Origin of the sequence: Nonlabens sp. YIK11, assembly GCF_001413925.1 — a bacterium.
In the GTDB taxonomy this organism is placed as follows: Bacteria; Bacteroidota; Bacteroidia; order Flavobacteriales; family Flavobacteriaceae; genus Nonlabens.
Map to the genome: position 1 here is coordinate 355,579 of NZ_LBMJ01000001.1, position 14,607 is coordinate 370,185.

Here is a 14,607-nt window from a genome sequence, read left to right on the forward strand (position 1 = left end):
TAAAACGAAAACACACTATGTACGGAGCAATAGGAGAATATCTCAAAAAGGAACTGGAAGAAATAAAAGATGCTGGACTTTATAAAAAGGAACGCATCATAACATCTGCCCAAGATGCTGTAATTACCTTAGATGATGGTAGCGAGGTTATAAATTTTTGTGCCAATAATTATTTGGGCTTAAGCTCACATCCAGAAGTGATCCAGGCTGCAAAAGACACGTTGGATTCTCATGGTTTTGGTATGAGCTCCGTTCGTTTCATATGTGGAACTCAAGACATCCATAAAGAATTGGAACAAAAGCTTGCGGAATTCTATGGAATGGAAGACACCATTTTATATGCTGCATGTTTTGATGCCAACGGTGGAGTTTTTGAACCATTGCTGGGTAAAGAGGACGCCATTATATCAGATTCATTAAATCACGCTTCCATTATTGATGGCGTTCGTTTGTGTAAAGCGATGCGCTACAGGTACGCCAGCGCAGATATGGCGGACTTAGAAAAGCAGCTCCAACAAGCGAATGAAGATGGCGCAAGACATAAAATTATTGTTACCGATGGTGTCTTTTCCATGGATGGGGTTTTAGCTCCGTTAGATAAAATATGCGACCTAGCCGATAAATATGACGCTTTGGTCATGGTAGATGAATGCCACGCTGCTGGATTTCTAGGCGATACAGGCCGAGGTTCTTTGGAGGCGAAAGGCGTTTTGGAACGTATAGATATCGTTACAGGAACTTTAGGTAAAGCTTTAGGTGGAGCCATGGGCGGTTACACATGTGCCAAAAAAGAAGTCATCGAAATATTGCGTCAGCGTTCTAGGCCTTATTTGTTTTCTAATTCGTTAGCACCGTCTATTGTTGGTGCATCCATCAAAGCGCTGGAGTTGATTGACACCAGCACAGATCTTATAGAGAAGGTTCAATCAAATACAGCTTACTTTAAAAAAGGAATGCAGGAACTTGGCTTTGATATTATAGATGGAGAAAGTGCCATTGTCCCTGTAATGTTGTACGATGCTAAACTATCACAGCAAATGGCAGATATGCTTCTAGAGGAAGGTATTTATGTAATAGGTTTCTTCTTTCCTGTAGTTCCGAAGGGTAAAGCACGTATACGAGTGCAGTTGAGTGCAGCACATTCGCAAAAACATTTAGATAAAGCTATCAAAGCATTTAAAAACGTGGGTGAATCCTTAGGAATTATCAAAAATTAACATTTAATTCAGCACATACTTGCGGTATTAGGATAATTTTATTGTTTAAGCCTTGTAAATGACAGGGAACGAATTAATTTTGCGTCGTTGTAAATCTAAAAAACCCAACATGAAAAACTTTATTAAACTCTTTTTTGCCAGCGCTTTGCTTTTGTCTGCATCGTTGGTTCAAGCTCAAGACGAGACCAACCGTTGGTCTGTCGCATTAGGTGTGAATGCCATTGATCTATATCCAGTTGGTGAAGAAGACCAAGGATTAGGAGGCTATTTTGACGAATTTTTTAACACCAATCATTATAACTTTGTTACAGCACCTAGTCGTGTAGAAGTAGGCTACTATGTTGGTGACGGGATAGTTACCACTTTGGCAGGATCGGTAAACACAATAGATCAAGTAGGTGATATGAATGTTCCAGATGACACCTACGTAAGTATTGATGGTGGGTTGAGATATAACCTTAGAGAGATCTACAACGGTAGCGATCTTTTTAATCCCTATTTAGGTATCGGTGGATCTTATCAATTTGTTGATGATCTTTCTTTCGGAACTTTCAATGGTACTTTTGGATTTGATATTAAAGTTGCACAAAATTTATATGCAAATATTCAAACAACTTATAAGCATGCATTTGAAGATGACAATCCTAAACATTTCCAACATTTTGTCGGATTGAAATTTGCTTGGGGCGCTGTGGATACTGACGGTGATGGAATTCCAGATAGCCAAGATGAATGCCCAGAAACTCCGGGTTTAGAGCAATTCAACGGTTGTCCAGACTCTGATAATGATGGTATCAAAGACAGTGAAGATGAGTGTCCATATGTATTTGGTCCAGCTGAAACTAACGGTTGTCCTGATTCTGATGGTGACTCTGTTCTTGACAAAGATGACAAATGTCCAGAAACTCCTGGTTTAGTTGCTTTAATGGGTTGTCCTGACTCTGACGGTGATGGAATAGCTGATGGTGATGATGAGTGTCCAAATGAAGCTGGTCTTGCCAAATTCAACGGCTGTCCTGACTCTGATGGTGATGGAATCTCTGACAAAGATGATAAATGTCCTAACGAAGCTGGTATAGCTGAACTTCAAGGATGTCCACGTCCAGCAGTACCAACTGTAAAAGAGCAAGAGCAATTGAACGCATATGCTAAAACGATCTTGTTCGAATTGAACAAATCTGATATTCAAGCGCAATCTGCTCAAACTTTATCTGATATCATCGATATCTTGAAAAAGTATCCAGAAGCTGAATTCTCTATCGATGGTCACACAGATAGCCAAGGTTCTGAAGCTTACAACCAGAAGCTTTCTGAAGAAAGAGCTAATTCTGTACTTAGATACCTAGTAAATGGTGGTATTGATCCAGATAGATTGTCTGCAGAAGGTTTTGGTGAGTCTAAGCCTATCGCAACTAACAGCACTGCAGCTGGAAGACAACAAAACAGACGTACTGAAATCAACTTGAAAAAGTAATTTTTAAGAAGATTTAAGTATCTTAAAATAGAAACGCCATCTCCACAGATGGCGTTTTTTTATGCCTTATTTTTAGATAGTGTAAAAATCTTTCATGCAGGAAACTTTCATTAGTACCATTCTAGACAGTCTAGCCAGCAAAGGGTTTGATCTAAAGACGATTCAATACATTGTTCCCAGTCGCAGGGTAGGATTATTTCTTAATAAAGAAATAGCAAGCAGGCATGAGGTGCCTATTTTGGCTCCCATAACGTTGAGTATAGAAGATTATATTCAACAACTTTCAGGGTTGAACATACTGTCAGACCTAGATATACTTCCCTTTTTTTATCAAGCTTATTGCAATGTAGAGCCAGAGGATCACAGAGACAGCTTTGACGCATTTATAGGTTGGGCGCCTACCATTCTAAAAGATTTCAATGAAGTGGATCGATACCTTGTTGATCCACAACAATTCTTTGGATACCTGGGCAATTTCAAGGCCTTGGATACAGATCGCCATTGGTCGCTGGATGCTAATCCTACCCAAATGGTCACCCAATACCTTGATTTTTGGAAAAAACTCTATCGCTATTATGAATCCCTACGTGATGTTTTGCAACAAAACCAAGTCGCCTATCAAGGAATGGCATATAGGTTCGCTTTCGCGAAAGCGAAATCTTCATCCACATCCAACCATACATACAATCCTATCGTTTTTTTAGGTCTCAACGCATTAAATACTGCCGAATCTGAAATCATCCAGAAGCTTCTGGAACAAGATCAAGCGATGATATATTGGGATACCGACCATTATTTTTTGGAAAACAAGTTTCATGAAGCTGGCAAATTTATAAGGAGTCATCAGACAAATTGGAACTATTACAAGAATCGAGAGCTTGAGATTATAGGGTCTTGCTATAGGGATTCTAAAAGTATCGAGATTATTAGTGCTACGGGAAACCTAGGGATGGTTCAGGCAGCGAGAAAATACCTCTCGCAGTTAGAATCTAGCGAATTACTCGACACTGCCGTGATCCTGGCAGATGAACAGTTGCTGCTGCCACTACTAAGCGCTTTGCCCGATAATGTGGATGCCTTCAATGTCACCATGGGATTGAGTCTGGACCAGCTGCCTATAAGCTCATTTTTTACCGATCTTTTTAAGCTCCACAAAGAAGCTACGGATGGAATTTTCTATTACAAAAATCTAACGAGTCTTTTGGAGTCTTCCTTTGCTAACCTTGTAGCACCTGCACAGTCAGTTAAGGCGCTTCAAAAGATCAGAGAGTATAATCTTATTCAAGTACAGAAAACCGATTTTGAAAAAGAGGAATATCCGTTCATCAACAAGATCCTTGTAGAACTTGAACAACCTAAACAAATTCTAGATCTCACCAATGACATATTGGTTGAGTTGAAAAAGGTACTCACCAAAACCGAAAATAGCAGGCTCGAGCTAGAGCAATTATTAGGAATGGTTGAAGTGGTCGACGAGCTAAAAGATCTAGTGCGTAATAATTCTGGAATCAATGATCTGCGAACCTATCTGTATTTGTTACAACAACTATTGCCACTTAAAAAACTGGATTTTATAGGAGAACCCGTTCAAGGATTACAGATTATGGGTCTGCTGGAAACACGAGCTCTTGATTACAAGAATATATTGATGCTATCAGTAAATGAGGGAACGCTACCGGCAGGCAAGTCCTTTGGTTCTTACATACCTCATGAAATGAAAAGGGCTTTTGACCTGCCTACCTATACTGAAAAAGATAGTGTCTATGCCTACCACTTTTACCGTCTATTACACCGCTGCGATAATGCAACGTTTATCTATAATGCAGAGTCTGACAATTTAGGTGGTGGTGAGAAAAGCAGATTCCTGCTACAGCTGGAGCGTGATGAGAACACGCATCACCAGGTAACACACACGAATTACTTTCATAAAGTAAATGCAATTAATAAGGAACTGCTGGAAATCATCAAAGAACCTATTTATTTTGAACGACTTAAAGAAATAGCCTCAAAGGGATTCTCACCATCTGCATTAACCAGCTATGTACGTAATCCCATAGATTTCTTCTCTAACAAGATTCTTAGGATTTCAGACCTGGAAGATGTGGAAGAAGACATCGCTCTCAACACCATGGGATCCATCATACATGAGGCACTGGATAAATTGTATCAGCCTTATCAGAATCAAATTTTAGTTCTTGAGGATTTCAAAAAAATAGAAAGTCAAATCAAGACCGAGCTGGATCTGGCCTATAAAGGATGTTATAATTCTACATCCAATCCTTTGGGTAAAAACAAGATCATTTATGAGGTATCGCACCACTACATCAAAAAAATGATTGCTCTGGATAAAACAACGGTAGAGAAATCCAGCGAATTTGTCATCAAGAGCGTGGAGCAGGATCTCTCAACAACAATAGAATTACCAGAAATAGGCCTCGTAACACTGCATGGTAAAGTTGATCGAGTGGACATGATTGATGGCGTTCTTAGAATCATAGATTATAAAACCGGCAGCGTTTCAAAAGGCAACGTTGGTATTGAAGAAGACGGTTATGAAGTCATGATCCAGGATTATGAAAAATCCAAGGCATTTCAAGTATTGATGTATGCCTATCTGTACGCAAAAAATCATCCTGTAGATACCTTGCAGGCTGGAATCATAAGCTTCAAAAACTTTGGCGAAGGTTTTATTCCGTTTGGGATAAAAAACGGTCGCAGCTATCAGCCTCAAGAAATTGACCAGAACATTTTAGACCAGTTTGAAAAACAACTCATTGCCTTGATCAAAGAGTTATTTGACCCTACAACACCTTTAACTGAGAAAGAAGTATGAAAAAGGATAACATCCAGATAGCATCAGAGAACGGCAAAGTAATTCTTCTAGATTATGAGTATAAAGACCAAGGCACCGACTTACCTGTAGTCATTTTTTGTCATGGGTTGAAAGGCTTTAAAGATTGGGGCGCATGGGATTTAATGGGTTCCGCTTTCGCGAAAGCGAACTTCCTATTCATCAAATTTAACTTCTCTCATAATGGCGGTACTCCTGAACAGCCCATCGATTTTCCAGATCTAGAAGCTTTTGGAAACAATAATTACAGCCTGGAGCTGAGAGATCTGCAAAGTGTGCTGGACTGGTTAGAAACATCTGATTTACCGATAGATCGTAATGAAATCAATCTTATAGGTCATTCCAGAGCTGGTGGGATCACGACGATTTCGGCGTCCAAAGACGACCGCATCAAACGTCTGGTGACACTTGCTGGTGTGGCAGATTATGAAGAGCGATTTCCAAAAGACGACGAGCTAGAAAAATGGGAGCAGGACGGCGTTTATTATGTAAAAAACGGACGTACCCATCAAGATATGCCTTTCAATTACCAGCTTTATACAGATTTTAAACAAAATGAGAAGGAACTACATATTCTGGATGCCGCCTCACGTTTGAGCATACCACACTTAATCGTGCATGGAACGCAGGATCCAACTGTAAACGTCAACGATGCCTATCGTTTGCGAGATAGAAGCAGACATGCTCAACTAAGTTTGATACGAGGTGCAGACCACGTTTTTGGAGCGTCCCATCCATGGGAACAAGATTTGATGCCTAAAGACTTGAGACAAGTCGTGCAATGCACCATCAATTTTTTAAGGAGTAATTGATCTTTACAAACAAAGAAGCTCTCTAGCCTTAACAAAAAACGCAACCCTAAAAGGTTGCGTTTTGTTTTTCTGTGGAGAATACCGGATTCGAACCGGTCACCTCTTGCCTGCCAGGCAAGCGCTCTAGCCAAATGAGCTAATCCCCCAAAATTTAGACGGCAAATATACACTTTCCCATCATTTCATAACGATAAATCAAATTCATAACTGCTAAGTTTGCAACGTGAAATCCAGCATCAATATTTCTACCAATTATATTCTCAAACTCGCCTTTCCAGCGATTATTGCAGGAATAGCAGAACCCGTCATAAGCATCACAGACATCGCGATCATTGGAAATATGGAAGGTGACAGCGTGGACGCTCTTGCTGCCGTTGGCCTTGCCGGTGCATTTTTAAGCACGGTGATCTGGACACTGGCACAAACCAAAACGTCTATTTCCAGCATCGTTTCAAAAGCCTTGGGTAACAAATCCCTGGACAAAATCAACGATCTTATTCCTCAAGTCATATGGATCAACATCTTGATGGGATTGGTCATTTACGCGGTGACGGCACCACTGGCGACATTTATATTTGATTTATATAAAGCTAAAGGTGAGGTTCTAGAGTTGACCGCGTCTTATTACCAGATACGCGCGCTGGGCTTTCCATTAACACTTAGTGCATTTGCTATTTTTGGAATCTTTCGAGGTTTACAAAACACCAGTTGGGCGATGATTGCCAGCATCTCTGGCGCGGTTGTCAACGTGGCCTTGGACTACTTGCTGGTATATGGAGTTGATGGCTGGTTGGACGGCTTGGGCCTCACTGGCGCTGCTCTTGCCAGTCTAGCTGCCCAATCCACAATGCTCCTTATAGCCCTTTTTTATTTTTTCAAAAACACGCCATTTACGCTTTTCATACAACGTTGGAAACCGCACGCGCTGTTGGGGCAGCATATTAAACTCACGGTAAATTTCTTTTTACGTACACTGGCGATCAACATCTGCATCTACCTTTCCTACCGGTACGCTAACGGTTATGGCGTGGAAGAGGCCGCTACTCATGCCATCTTAATGAATATCTGGCTGTTCTTTTCCTTCTTCATAGATGGTTTTGCAAATGCAGGAAACGCCATAGGCGGCAAGCTATTGGGCGCTGGCGATCGCGAGTCGCTACGGTATCTGGCGCTTAAAACCAACACCTTTGGCATAGGTGTTTCGGTAGTTCTTGCCTTGATCTGCGCTTTGTTCTATAACTTGATTGGCGGTTGGTTTACAGACGATCCACAAGTCGATTTGCTGTTTGTCAATACCTTTTTTATCATCTTGCTTATGCAGCCCATCAATGCCGTGGCTTTTGTTTACGATGGTATTTTTAAAGGTTGGGGCGAGGCGCCGTATCTGCGCAACTTGCTTCTTTTAGTGACGGTGGCTGTCTTCGTCCCTGTATTGCTGCTGCTGGATTATTTTGGCTTTGAACTCAAAGCCATCTGGTTGGCGTTCTTTGCCTGGATGATAGGCAGAGCGGTTTTTCTACACCTCAAATTTAGAAATAGACTGGCAAGGATGATGTGATCGACTTTCGCGAAAGCGAATATTCTCCTCATCAATATTTTCATGGGCGTTACCTCGTTGCTCGAGGTCGGGCTATACGTTGCAATCTTTTTGGGATACTGCGCACCCACAAAAAGGATTTTCACTTCTATCCCTAACGCGAGCTCTGTGCTGGACAAATAGTATCTTTGCTTCAAATTAATAGGCATGCTTGTTCTACTTCAAGAGGAAAACTGGTTTATCCAACTGTCCCGTTTTATGGGTGGCGTTGGGATATTTCTTGTGATAGGGATTATTCTGGTCGTCGTGGTTATTTACAAGAAATTTTTTAAGAATCGATAATGGGAACGGTACGCATTACTAAGGAATTCACTTTTGAAACGGGTCACGCGCTATATGGGTATGATGGCAAGTGCCGCAATGTGCATGGACACAGTTATAAGCTTGCCGTGACCGTTATAGGGCAACCTATTATGGATGCTGATCATGTAAAATATGGAATGGTGATCGATTTTGGTGATTTGAAAAAGATCGTGAAAGAAGAAATCGTGGATCCCTTTGATCATGCGACGGTTTTTAACAAGAATTCACCGCATGTAGATCTTGCCAAGGAACTGGAAAGCCGCGGCCATGAAGTCATTCTCGCCGACTACCAACCTACTAGCGAAATGATGATTCAGGATTTTGCAAAAAAGATTGCTGGTCGCCTACCTGATAACATCAAGTTGTTTTCCCTGCGCCTTCGTGAAACTGAAACCAGTTATGCAGAGTGGTTTGCGAGTGATAATTAGAAGCTCTAGTTACAATTGCACGGATTTATGACCAAGACACTCAAGACATTGATAATTGCATTTGGCATTCCTCTAATTTATGCAATGATCATAGGATTTTCATTCGGAATGAAAATCGAGGGTTTTGGTGATTTGTTTTCAGTGATGTCAACTACATTTATTTTTGTTCTTCCCACAATAATGGGTGCGTTAACAGTATATCTTTCAGAAAAATCAAGAGCTAGTAGTGTAGCATACAGAATTTTTGCGCCTTGGATTCCTATATTTTTATTTCTCTTAGTGACCATGGTGTTTTCTATCGAGGGTTGGGCTTGCTGGCTAATGATATTGCCGGTATTTCTATTAGCGGCTACCATTGGTGGATTTGCTGGTGGATATTTAAGAGGCCAATGGCGCAATGACAAATTGAATATTTCAATTTTGTTCTTACTTCCATTCTTAATTGCCCCAATGGAAAGCCTGGTCGATTCAATTCCAGGCGAATACAAAGCCTATACCTACATTGACATTGATGCGCCTATCGAAAAGATTTGGGACAATGTGACTAAAGTTTCTGAAATTGAAGCGTCAGAGGACACTGGCTACCTTAATAAAACCCTAGGTTTCCCACGACCTATCAAGGCCGAATTAAATTTTGAAGGTGTTGGAGCTTACCGTAAGACAATTTTTACAAATGGTTTAGTGTTTCACGAAACCGTTACCGAATATATTGATAATGAAAAAATGGTTTTTACCATAAAAGCATATCCTCACGAGATTCCCTCAACCACATTAGATGAGCATGTTGTTATAGGAGGTGAATATTTTGACGTTCTAAACGGCACCTATGAATTAGAACAATTACCCAACGGGATCAATAGATTGCATCTATACAGCAAATTTGAATTAGATACAACTTTCGATTTTTACGCTGGTTTATGGGCAAAATGGATCATGAAAGATATTCAGAATAATATTTTGAGAGTCGCGAAAAAGCGTGCAGAAAAATAATTGTGAGGAATAGATTACAATAGTTAGTTTTTGATGCTTGTTAGCCAGGTCTTCACTCAGTCTCCTAGACCCAATCACGTGGGTTCTCCAATACCTCAACGAGTTCTGCTTCTTTAGAATCAGCTTCTGGGTGATGATCGTACTTCCATTGTACGGCTGGCGGTAGACTCATAAGAATACTTTCTATACGACCGTTTGTTTTGAGTCCAAACAAAGTACCCTTATCGTGAACCAGATTGAATTCCACATAACGGCCACGACGTATTTCTTGCCATTCACGATGATCTGGTGTATAAGGAAGATCCTTTCGACGTTTTACAATAGGCACATAGGCATCCAAAAAATGGGATGCCATATCTTTCTGGAAGTCTAACCAATCTTTCATGGTAAGAGTATCGCTAGCGCGACAATAATCATAAAACAATCCGCCTATACCGCGGGCTTCATTCCTATGTGCATTATGGAAGTACTCATCACATTTTTTCTTGAAAAGTTGGTAATCTGCAACTTCATGGCGATCACAGGCTTCTTTACAAACTTGATGAAAGTGTTGAGCATCTTCTTTAAATAAATAATATGGTGTTAGATCAAGCCCACCACCAAACCAACAGTCAACAAGTTGACCATGCTTATCATACATTTCAAAATACCTGAAGTTTGCATGAACGGTAGGCACCATAGGATTTAACGGATGGATCACAAGACTGATTCCCGTGGCATAGAAATCTGCATCTTGGACGTTAAAGTAATTTTGCATGGCCGGTGGCAATGCTCCATATACAGCGCTTATATTGACGCCGCCTTTTTCAAAAACATCTCCATCTTGTATAACTCTAGAAAAACCGCCGCCACCTTCTTCTCTTACCCATTCATCTTCAATGAATTGAGCTTTTCCATCCAGCTCTTCTAATTGAGAGGAGATGGTGCTTTGAAGTTCCTTAATAAAGGAATAAAAGGCGTCTTTTTGAGAATCCATGAGAAAAAATCTGCTTGCAAAGTTACTTTATACAACGATCTATGTGGCTTGATCTGCAAGTAATTTTTGGCCGCGCAAGAGCTCTAGGGTCGTCTTGCTGGCTGCGGTGACAGATATAGGCAACACCAGAATGATTCCTATAATCGGGATCAACAACATAGCATTGAATACGATGCCGTTCCCTATGGCGCAACCTCTATGATTTTTGACAAAATCAACGCTGGCTCTATACTTAAAATGACGTTCTAAGGTATAGTCCATGTTACCAAAACCGGCATAATAGGATTGCACCAAAAACCCAATAACCCAAAATAGAATTCCTATAACAGGTATCAAACTAAGTAACAATAGAGGAATGGTAAGCAGTAATTCATAAAAAAGATTACGAATATTAATACGTATACCGCGAGATAGTTGTGAAGCATTTGAAGTGTCTCTATAGTTTGAGGCATCGTACACTTCGGGATACAGATGTTTTTCAATCTTTTCTGACACTGGAGACATGAATGGCGCGCTCAAGGCCATCACAAAGTGTTTGTATACCAATAAGCCTAAAATGATAATAATGATCGCGCTAAGAACTTCCGCGAAAGCGAAAAAGGCATCTGCACCAGTTTCCCAGATCCACAACTTAGTAAGTGGACCGGCCAGATTATCTGACAAGCCATAGGCGGTAAAACCTATCGTGACAGCAAAAAGAATGCTAATCGCCATGGGAACCATAAAGTATTTCCATAGACCCAATTGCGACATGAGCCTGAAGCTACCCGCATAATCCTTAAGTGCCTTGAAAATATTCTTGATCATATCAAACTGCTATATCTTCCTCTTCTTCGGCTTCTTGCTCATCAGGAACATAGGCTCTGCTTATAGCCAGCCCAAAAGTCAACACACCTAGCCTACCTATAAACATAAGACAAATAATGACAGACTTCCCGAAAAAAGTGAGGCCACCCGTGATTCCCATCGACAAACCTACGGTTCCCAAAGCAGACAAAACTTCAAACGCAATACGATCCAGTGTGTCGGCCTCAGAAAATGTCAGGAGCAAAACTCCAAAAAAGCTCACGATCAAATAAAAGATAAAGGTCGATACCGCAGCATCAACCCTACCGCTGGGAATTTTTGTATTGAAAAACAAGAAGTCCTTGCAGTTCTTAAGTTTGCTGCGCAAGTAGGCTACCGTTGCCACGAGTGTTGTAATCTTTAGACCACCAGAGGTTCCCGATGGTGACGCGCCTATATACATGAGCAGAATGGTGATCATAGTTACCGGTAAGATCATCACTCCATTATCGATCGTATTAAATCCTACCGTGGTCATGGCCGTCATAGACTGGAAGAACGACGCGTAGAACCTGGTTTTACCTTCTAGAATCATGATACTGGGCTCCGTAAAATACATGGCAACCGTACCCAATGAAAGCAAAATCAAAAATCCCGAAAGTATCAATTTTGAGGTATAGCTTACCTCATGCTTTTTACGGGCAAATTTGAGATAGAAATCAGAAAATATGATGAAGCCCAACGAACCAGCTATTGCCAGAAAGGAAACGGTAAAATTGATGAGACCATCGTCCACAAAATCGACAAATCCAGAATTGAACAAGCTAAAACCAGCGGTACAAAAAGCACTCACACTGTGAAAAATGCTGTTCCACAAGCGTTCCCAAAAACCCCATTCTTGATCTGCGAAACCTATGTAAAACAAAATTGTCCCAACGATTTCAAACAGGATCGTAAAAATAATAACCGATTTAAGAAACGGTCTTAACTGGATGGTTTTAGGTATTGCAAATGCGGCATTTAAGATACGTTCGCGCCATTTTGCCGTATGGTGACTGGTGTTTAAAAGAATATAGGTAGTGAATGTCATGTACCCAATACCACCTATCTGAAACAACAACATGATTACAAATTGACCAAAAACCGTAAACTGATCTGTTAGCCCAACGGTCATCAAACCAGTGGTACTTATCGCAGAAGTTGAGGTGAAAAGCGTGTCAATAAAAGAAACATCGCCCTTTCTTGAAAATGGCAAGCAAAGAAGCAAGGCTCCTATCACGTTATAAAGAAGGAAACCATACACCAGATTGCGTTGTGGTGTTAGCCCAATCAGGAACTTGTAGTACTTCTTGACGTAATTCTTCACATTAGTACTCCTTTACGGCATCCACAAATGCCTGTGCGTTTTCTACGGGTATGTTAGGCAGGATTCCATGACCTAGATTGGCAATGTATTTATCCTTCCCAAATTCATCAATCATCTGCTTCACCATTTTTTTGATCGTCGCTGGCGGCGAGAATAATCTCGAAGGATCAAAATTACCTTGTAAGGTGATGTTCCCACCAGAAAGATAGCGGGCATTGCGCGCACTACAAGTCCAGTCTACACCTAGTGCCGCGGCGCCACTTTTTGACATTTCGTTCAAGGCAAACCAGCACCCTTTTCCAAAAACCAAAACCTCAGTGACTGGTCGCAAGGAGTTGATAATTTGCTGTATGTATTTCCATGAAAACTCTTGGTAATCTACTGGCGATAACATGCCACCCCATGAATCAAAAACCTGTACGGCATTCACACCATGTTTCACTTTTTCATGTAGATAAGCAATCGTCGTATCTGTAATGCGCTGCAGTAATTCATGAGCCGCTTCTGGCTGGGTGAAGCAAAACTCCTTGGCTTTGTCAAAGTTTTTACTGCCTTGACCCTGCACACAGTAGCATAAAATAGTCCATGGCGATCCTGCAAAACCTATTAAAGGCACTCGGTTAGCAAGAGCATCCTTTGTCATATCGATGGCTTCCATTACATAGCTTAAGGAGTCTGCTACATCTGGAACCACTACTCGATCTAGATCTGCGGCAGACCTTATAGGATTGGGCAACCATGGCCCAACGCCTGGCTTCATTTGCACCTCAATATTCATCGCTTGAGGAATCACCAGAATATCAGAAAACAAGATCGCGGCATCTGGTCCTATTTGATCAATAGGCATGACCGTAATTTCGGTCGCGAGTTCTGGCGTTTGGCAACGGGTAAAAAAATCATATTTCTCCTTAAGCTTCATAAAGTCTGGCAGATACCTTCCAGCCTGGCGCATCATCCATACTGGTGGTCTTTCCACGGTCTCGCCTCTTAATGCACGTAGGAACAAATCATTTTTTATCATCTCTCAATTTTTTTATGGCCGTCACCAGCACGTTTTCTACGGTTTGTTTTTTGGCGACCAGCACGTTAGAGAATTTTTCTCTCGCTGCCGTTGCCGTTGTCTCGCCTATGCAAATGGAGCATTGGGGTTGATGTTTGTTCGCTTTCGCGAAAGCGTAAACACCACGAGGACTATAGAACAAAACTGCCGCAAAAATACGATCAAAGCTTTTGTGCACGATGGCAGATTTATAAACAATCACCTCTTTTAACGTGATCTTATGGCTTTTAAAAAGGTCTGGCAACTCATCACGGCGGTGATCACCACACAAATAGGTGAACTGCATATTAGGAAGTGTGTAGATCAGCTGCATTGCTAATTCAGCCGCATTGCTTGCGACAATTCGAGGTTTGATACTCATATTCTCAAGCGCTTGAGCTGTACTTGATCCAACGCAATAAACGGAATCCACTTGTTTCTGATAGGGTTGTAAAGCTCGCAACGCGTTCTTGCTGGTGATAATGACGTGTGCCAGGTTATTTAAACTCAGGTCAACCTTTAGGGTTTCTGTTTTGAGAATGTCGTAATGCACTAATCCTATACCGCTGTGCAATACCAATTGCTGTTGCGGTAAAGTCAATCGTTTAGTAGAAAGTATTGTGGCGATCATGTATCAAGGTTGGAGTAAAATTACGAATCAATCATTCAACAATTTTTATAAAACCAAACATAGACCAGTTGCGTATGTATGATTTTTCCTGTGAAACTAGTTTACAACACAGGCTTGTTATGTCTTAGCCATAGCGG

General features: G+C 41.1%; 13 protein-coding genes and 1 tRNA gene. 8 read left to right on the plus strand and 6 right to left on the minus strand.

Annotated features, from left to right (window positions below; translation table 11 throughout):
- The first annotated feature begins 17 nt into the window (after window positions 1-17).
- The 4 genes from kbl (at window position 18) to AAU57_RS01550 (ending at window position 6,354) form a co-directional block, all read left to right on the plus strand.
- Window positions 18-1,217 (plus strand): glycine C-acetyltransferase, encoded by a 1,200-nt coding sequence (kbl, locus tag AAU57_RS01535; RefSeq protein ID WP_055411242.1) that lies wholly within the window; start codon window positions 18-20, stop codon window positions 1,215-1,217.
- 109 nt (window positions 1,218-1,326) lie between these two features.
- Window positions 1,327-2,691 carry an OmpA family protein gene (locus AAU57_RS01540; protein ID WP_055411243.1) on the plus strand — a complete coding sequence of 455 codons (1,365 nt, stop codon included), beginning with the start codon at window positions 1,327-1,329 and terminating at the stop codon, window positions 2,689-2,691.
- Between the two features lie 94 nt (window positions 2,692-2,785).
- On the plus strand, window positions 2,786-5,524 hold the full coding sequence (locus AAU57_RS01545) for a PD-(D/E)XK nuclease family protein (RefSeq protein ID WP_055411244.1): 2,739 nt from the start codon (window positions 2,786-2,788) through the stop codon (window positions 5,522-5,524).
- Window positions 5,521-6,354 (plus strand): alpha/beta hydrolase family protein, encoded by an 834-nt coding sequence (locus tag AAU57_RS01550; protein ID WP_055411245.1) that lies wholly within the window; start codon window positions 5,521-5,523, stop codon window positions 6,352-6,354. The genes AAU57_RS01545 and AAU57_RS01550 overlap by 4 nt, the downstream gene beginning before the upstream one ends.
- A 72-nt stretch (window positions 6,355-6,426) precedes the next feature.
- Here the strand turns inward: AAU57_RS01550 and AAU57_RS01555 are convergent.
- Window positions 6,427-6,500, minus strand: a tRNA-Ala gene (locus AAU57_RS01555).
- Between the two features lie 77 nt (window positions 6,501-6,577).
- On the opposite strand from AAU57_RS01555, the gene AAU57_RS01560 reads away from it, so the two are divergent.
- From AAU57_RS01560 to AAU57_RS01570, 4 genes are all read left to right on the plus strand, one after another.
- Entirely contained in the window at window positions 6,578-7,912 is a 1,335-nt protein-coding gene (locus tag AAU57_RS01560; protein WP_055411246.1) for an MATE family efflux transporter, read from the plus strand.
- Window positions 7,913-8,098: 186 nt separating this feature from the next.
- A complete protein-coding gene (locus AAU57_RS15275) occupies window positions 8,099-8,233 on the plus strand; it encodes a hypothetical protein (protein WP_262491927.1) in 135 nt (44 codons plus the stop codon).
- Window positions 8,233-8,682 (plus strand): 6-pyruvoyl trahydropterin synthase family protein, encoded by a 450-nt coding sequence (locus AAU57_RS01565; protein WP_055411247.1) that lies wholly within the window; start codon window positions 8,233-8,235, stop codon window positions 8,680-8,682. Before AAU57_RS15275 ends, AAU57_RS01565 begins: the two co-directional genes overlap by 1 nt.
- Before the next feature lie 27 nt (window positions 8,683-8,709).
- The gene (locus tag AAU57_RS01570) at window positions 8,710-9,672 is read left to right on the plus strand and encodes a hypothetical protein (protein ID WP_055411248.1); all 963 of its coding nucleotides are present in this window, start codon (window positions 8,710-8,712) and stop codon (window positions 9,670-9,672) included.
- A 64-nt stretch (window positions 9,673-9,736) separates the two neighbouring features.
- Here the strand turns inward: AAU57_RS01570 and hemF are convergent, their stop codons facing one another.
- The 5 genes from hemF to AAU57_RS01595 are packed head-to-tail and all read right to left on the minus strand — an operon-like array spanning window position 9,737 to window position 14,470.
- Window positions 9,737-10,648, minus strand: coding sequence for an oxygen-dependent coproporphyrinogen oxidase (gene hemF, locus AAU57_RS01575; protein ID WP_055411249.1), 912 nt, complete (start codon window positions 10,646-10,648; stop codon window positions 9,737-9,739).
- A 39-nt stretch (window positions 10,649-10,687) separates the two neighbouring features.
- Window positions 10,688-11,455 (minus strand): EI24 domain-containing protein, encoded by a 768-nt coding sequence (locus AAU57_RS01580; protein WP_055411250.1) that lies wholly within the window; start codon window positions 11,453-11,455, stop codon window positions 10,688-10,690.
- 1 nt (window position 11,456) lies between these two features.
- The gene (locus AAU57_RS01585; protein WP_055411251.1) at window positions 11,457-12,800 is read right to left on the minus strand and encodes a TrkH family potassium uptake protein; all 1,344 of its coding nucleotides are present in this window, start codon (window positions 12,798-12,800) and stop codon (window positions 11,457-11,459) included.
- A 1-nt stretch (window position 12,801) separates the two neighbouring features.
- A complete protein-coding gene (gene hemE / locus AAU57_RS01590) occupies window positions 12,802-13,821 on the minus strand; it encodes a uroporphyrinogen decarboxylase (RefSeq protein WP_055411252.1) in 1,020 nt (339 codons plus the stop codon).
- Entirely contained in the window at window positions 13,808-14,470 is a 663-nt protein-coding gene (locus AAU57_RS01595) for a uroporphyrinogen-III synthase (protein ID WP_055411253.1), read from the minus strand. The genes hemE and AAU57_RS01595 overlap by 14 nt, the downstream gene beginning before the upstream one ends.
- Window positions 14,471-14,607 lie beyond the last annotated feature (137 nt).

Excerpts from the sequence above, each read along its gene's own strand:
- kbl (WP_055411242.1), top strand. The coding sequence starts at position 18 with ATGTACGGAGCAATAGGAGAATATCTCAAAAAGGAACTGGAAGAAATA.
- AAU57_RS01540 (WP_055411243.1), top strand. The coding sequence starts at position 1,327 with ATGAAAAACTTTATTAAACTCTTTTTTGCCAGCGCTTTGCTTTTGTCT.
- AAU57_RS01545 (WP_055411244.1), top strand. The coding sequence starts at position 2,786 with ATGCAGGAAACTTTCATTAGTACCATTCTAGACAGTCTAGCCAGCAAA.
- AAU57_RS01550 (WP_055411245.1), top strand. The coding sequence starts at position 5,521 with ATGAAAAAGGATAACATCCAGATAGCATCAGAGAACGGCAAAGTAATT.
- AAU57_RS15275 (WP_262491927.1), top strand. The coding sequence starts at position 8,099 with ATGCTTGTTCTACTTCAAGAGGAAAACTGGTTTATCCAACTGTCCCGT.
- AAU57_RS01565 (WP_055411247.1), top strand. The coding sequence starts at position 8,233 with ATGGGAACGGTACGCATTACTAAGGAATTCACTTTTGAAACGGGTCAC.
- AAU57_RS01570 (WP_055411248.1), top strand. The coding sequence starts at position 8,710 with ATGACCAAGACACTCAAGACATTGATAATTGCATTTGGCATTCCTCTA.
- hemF (WP_055411249.1), bottom strand. The coding sequence starts at position 10,648 with ATGGATTCTCAAAAAGACGCCTTTTATTCCTTTATTAAGGAACTTCAA.
- AAU57_RS01580 (WP_055411250.1), bottom strand. The coding sequence starts at position 11,455 with ATGATCAAGAATATTTTCAAGGCACTTAAGGATTATGCGGGTAGCTTC.
- hemE (WP_055411252.1), bottom strand. The coding sequence starts at position 13,821 with ATGATAAAAAATGATTTGTTCCTACGTGCATTAAGAGGCGAGACCGTG.
- AAU57_RS01595 (WP_055411253.1), bottom strand. The coding sequence starts at position 14,470 with ATGATCGCCACAATACTTTCTACTAAACGATTGACTTTACCGCAACAG.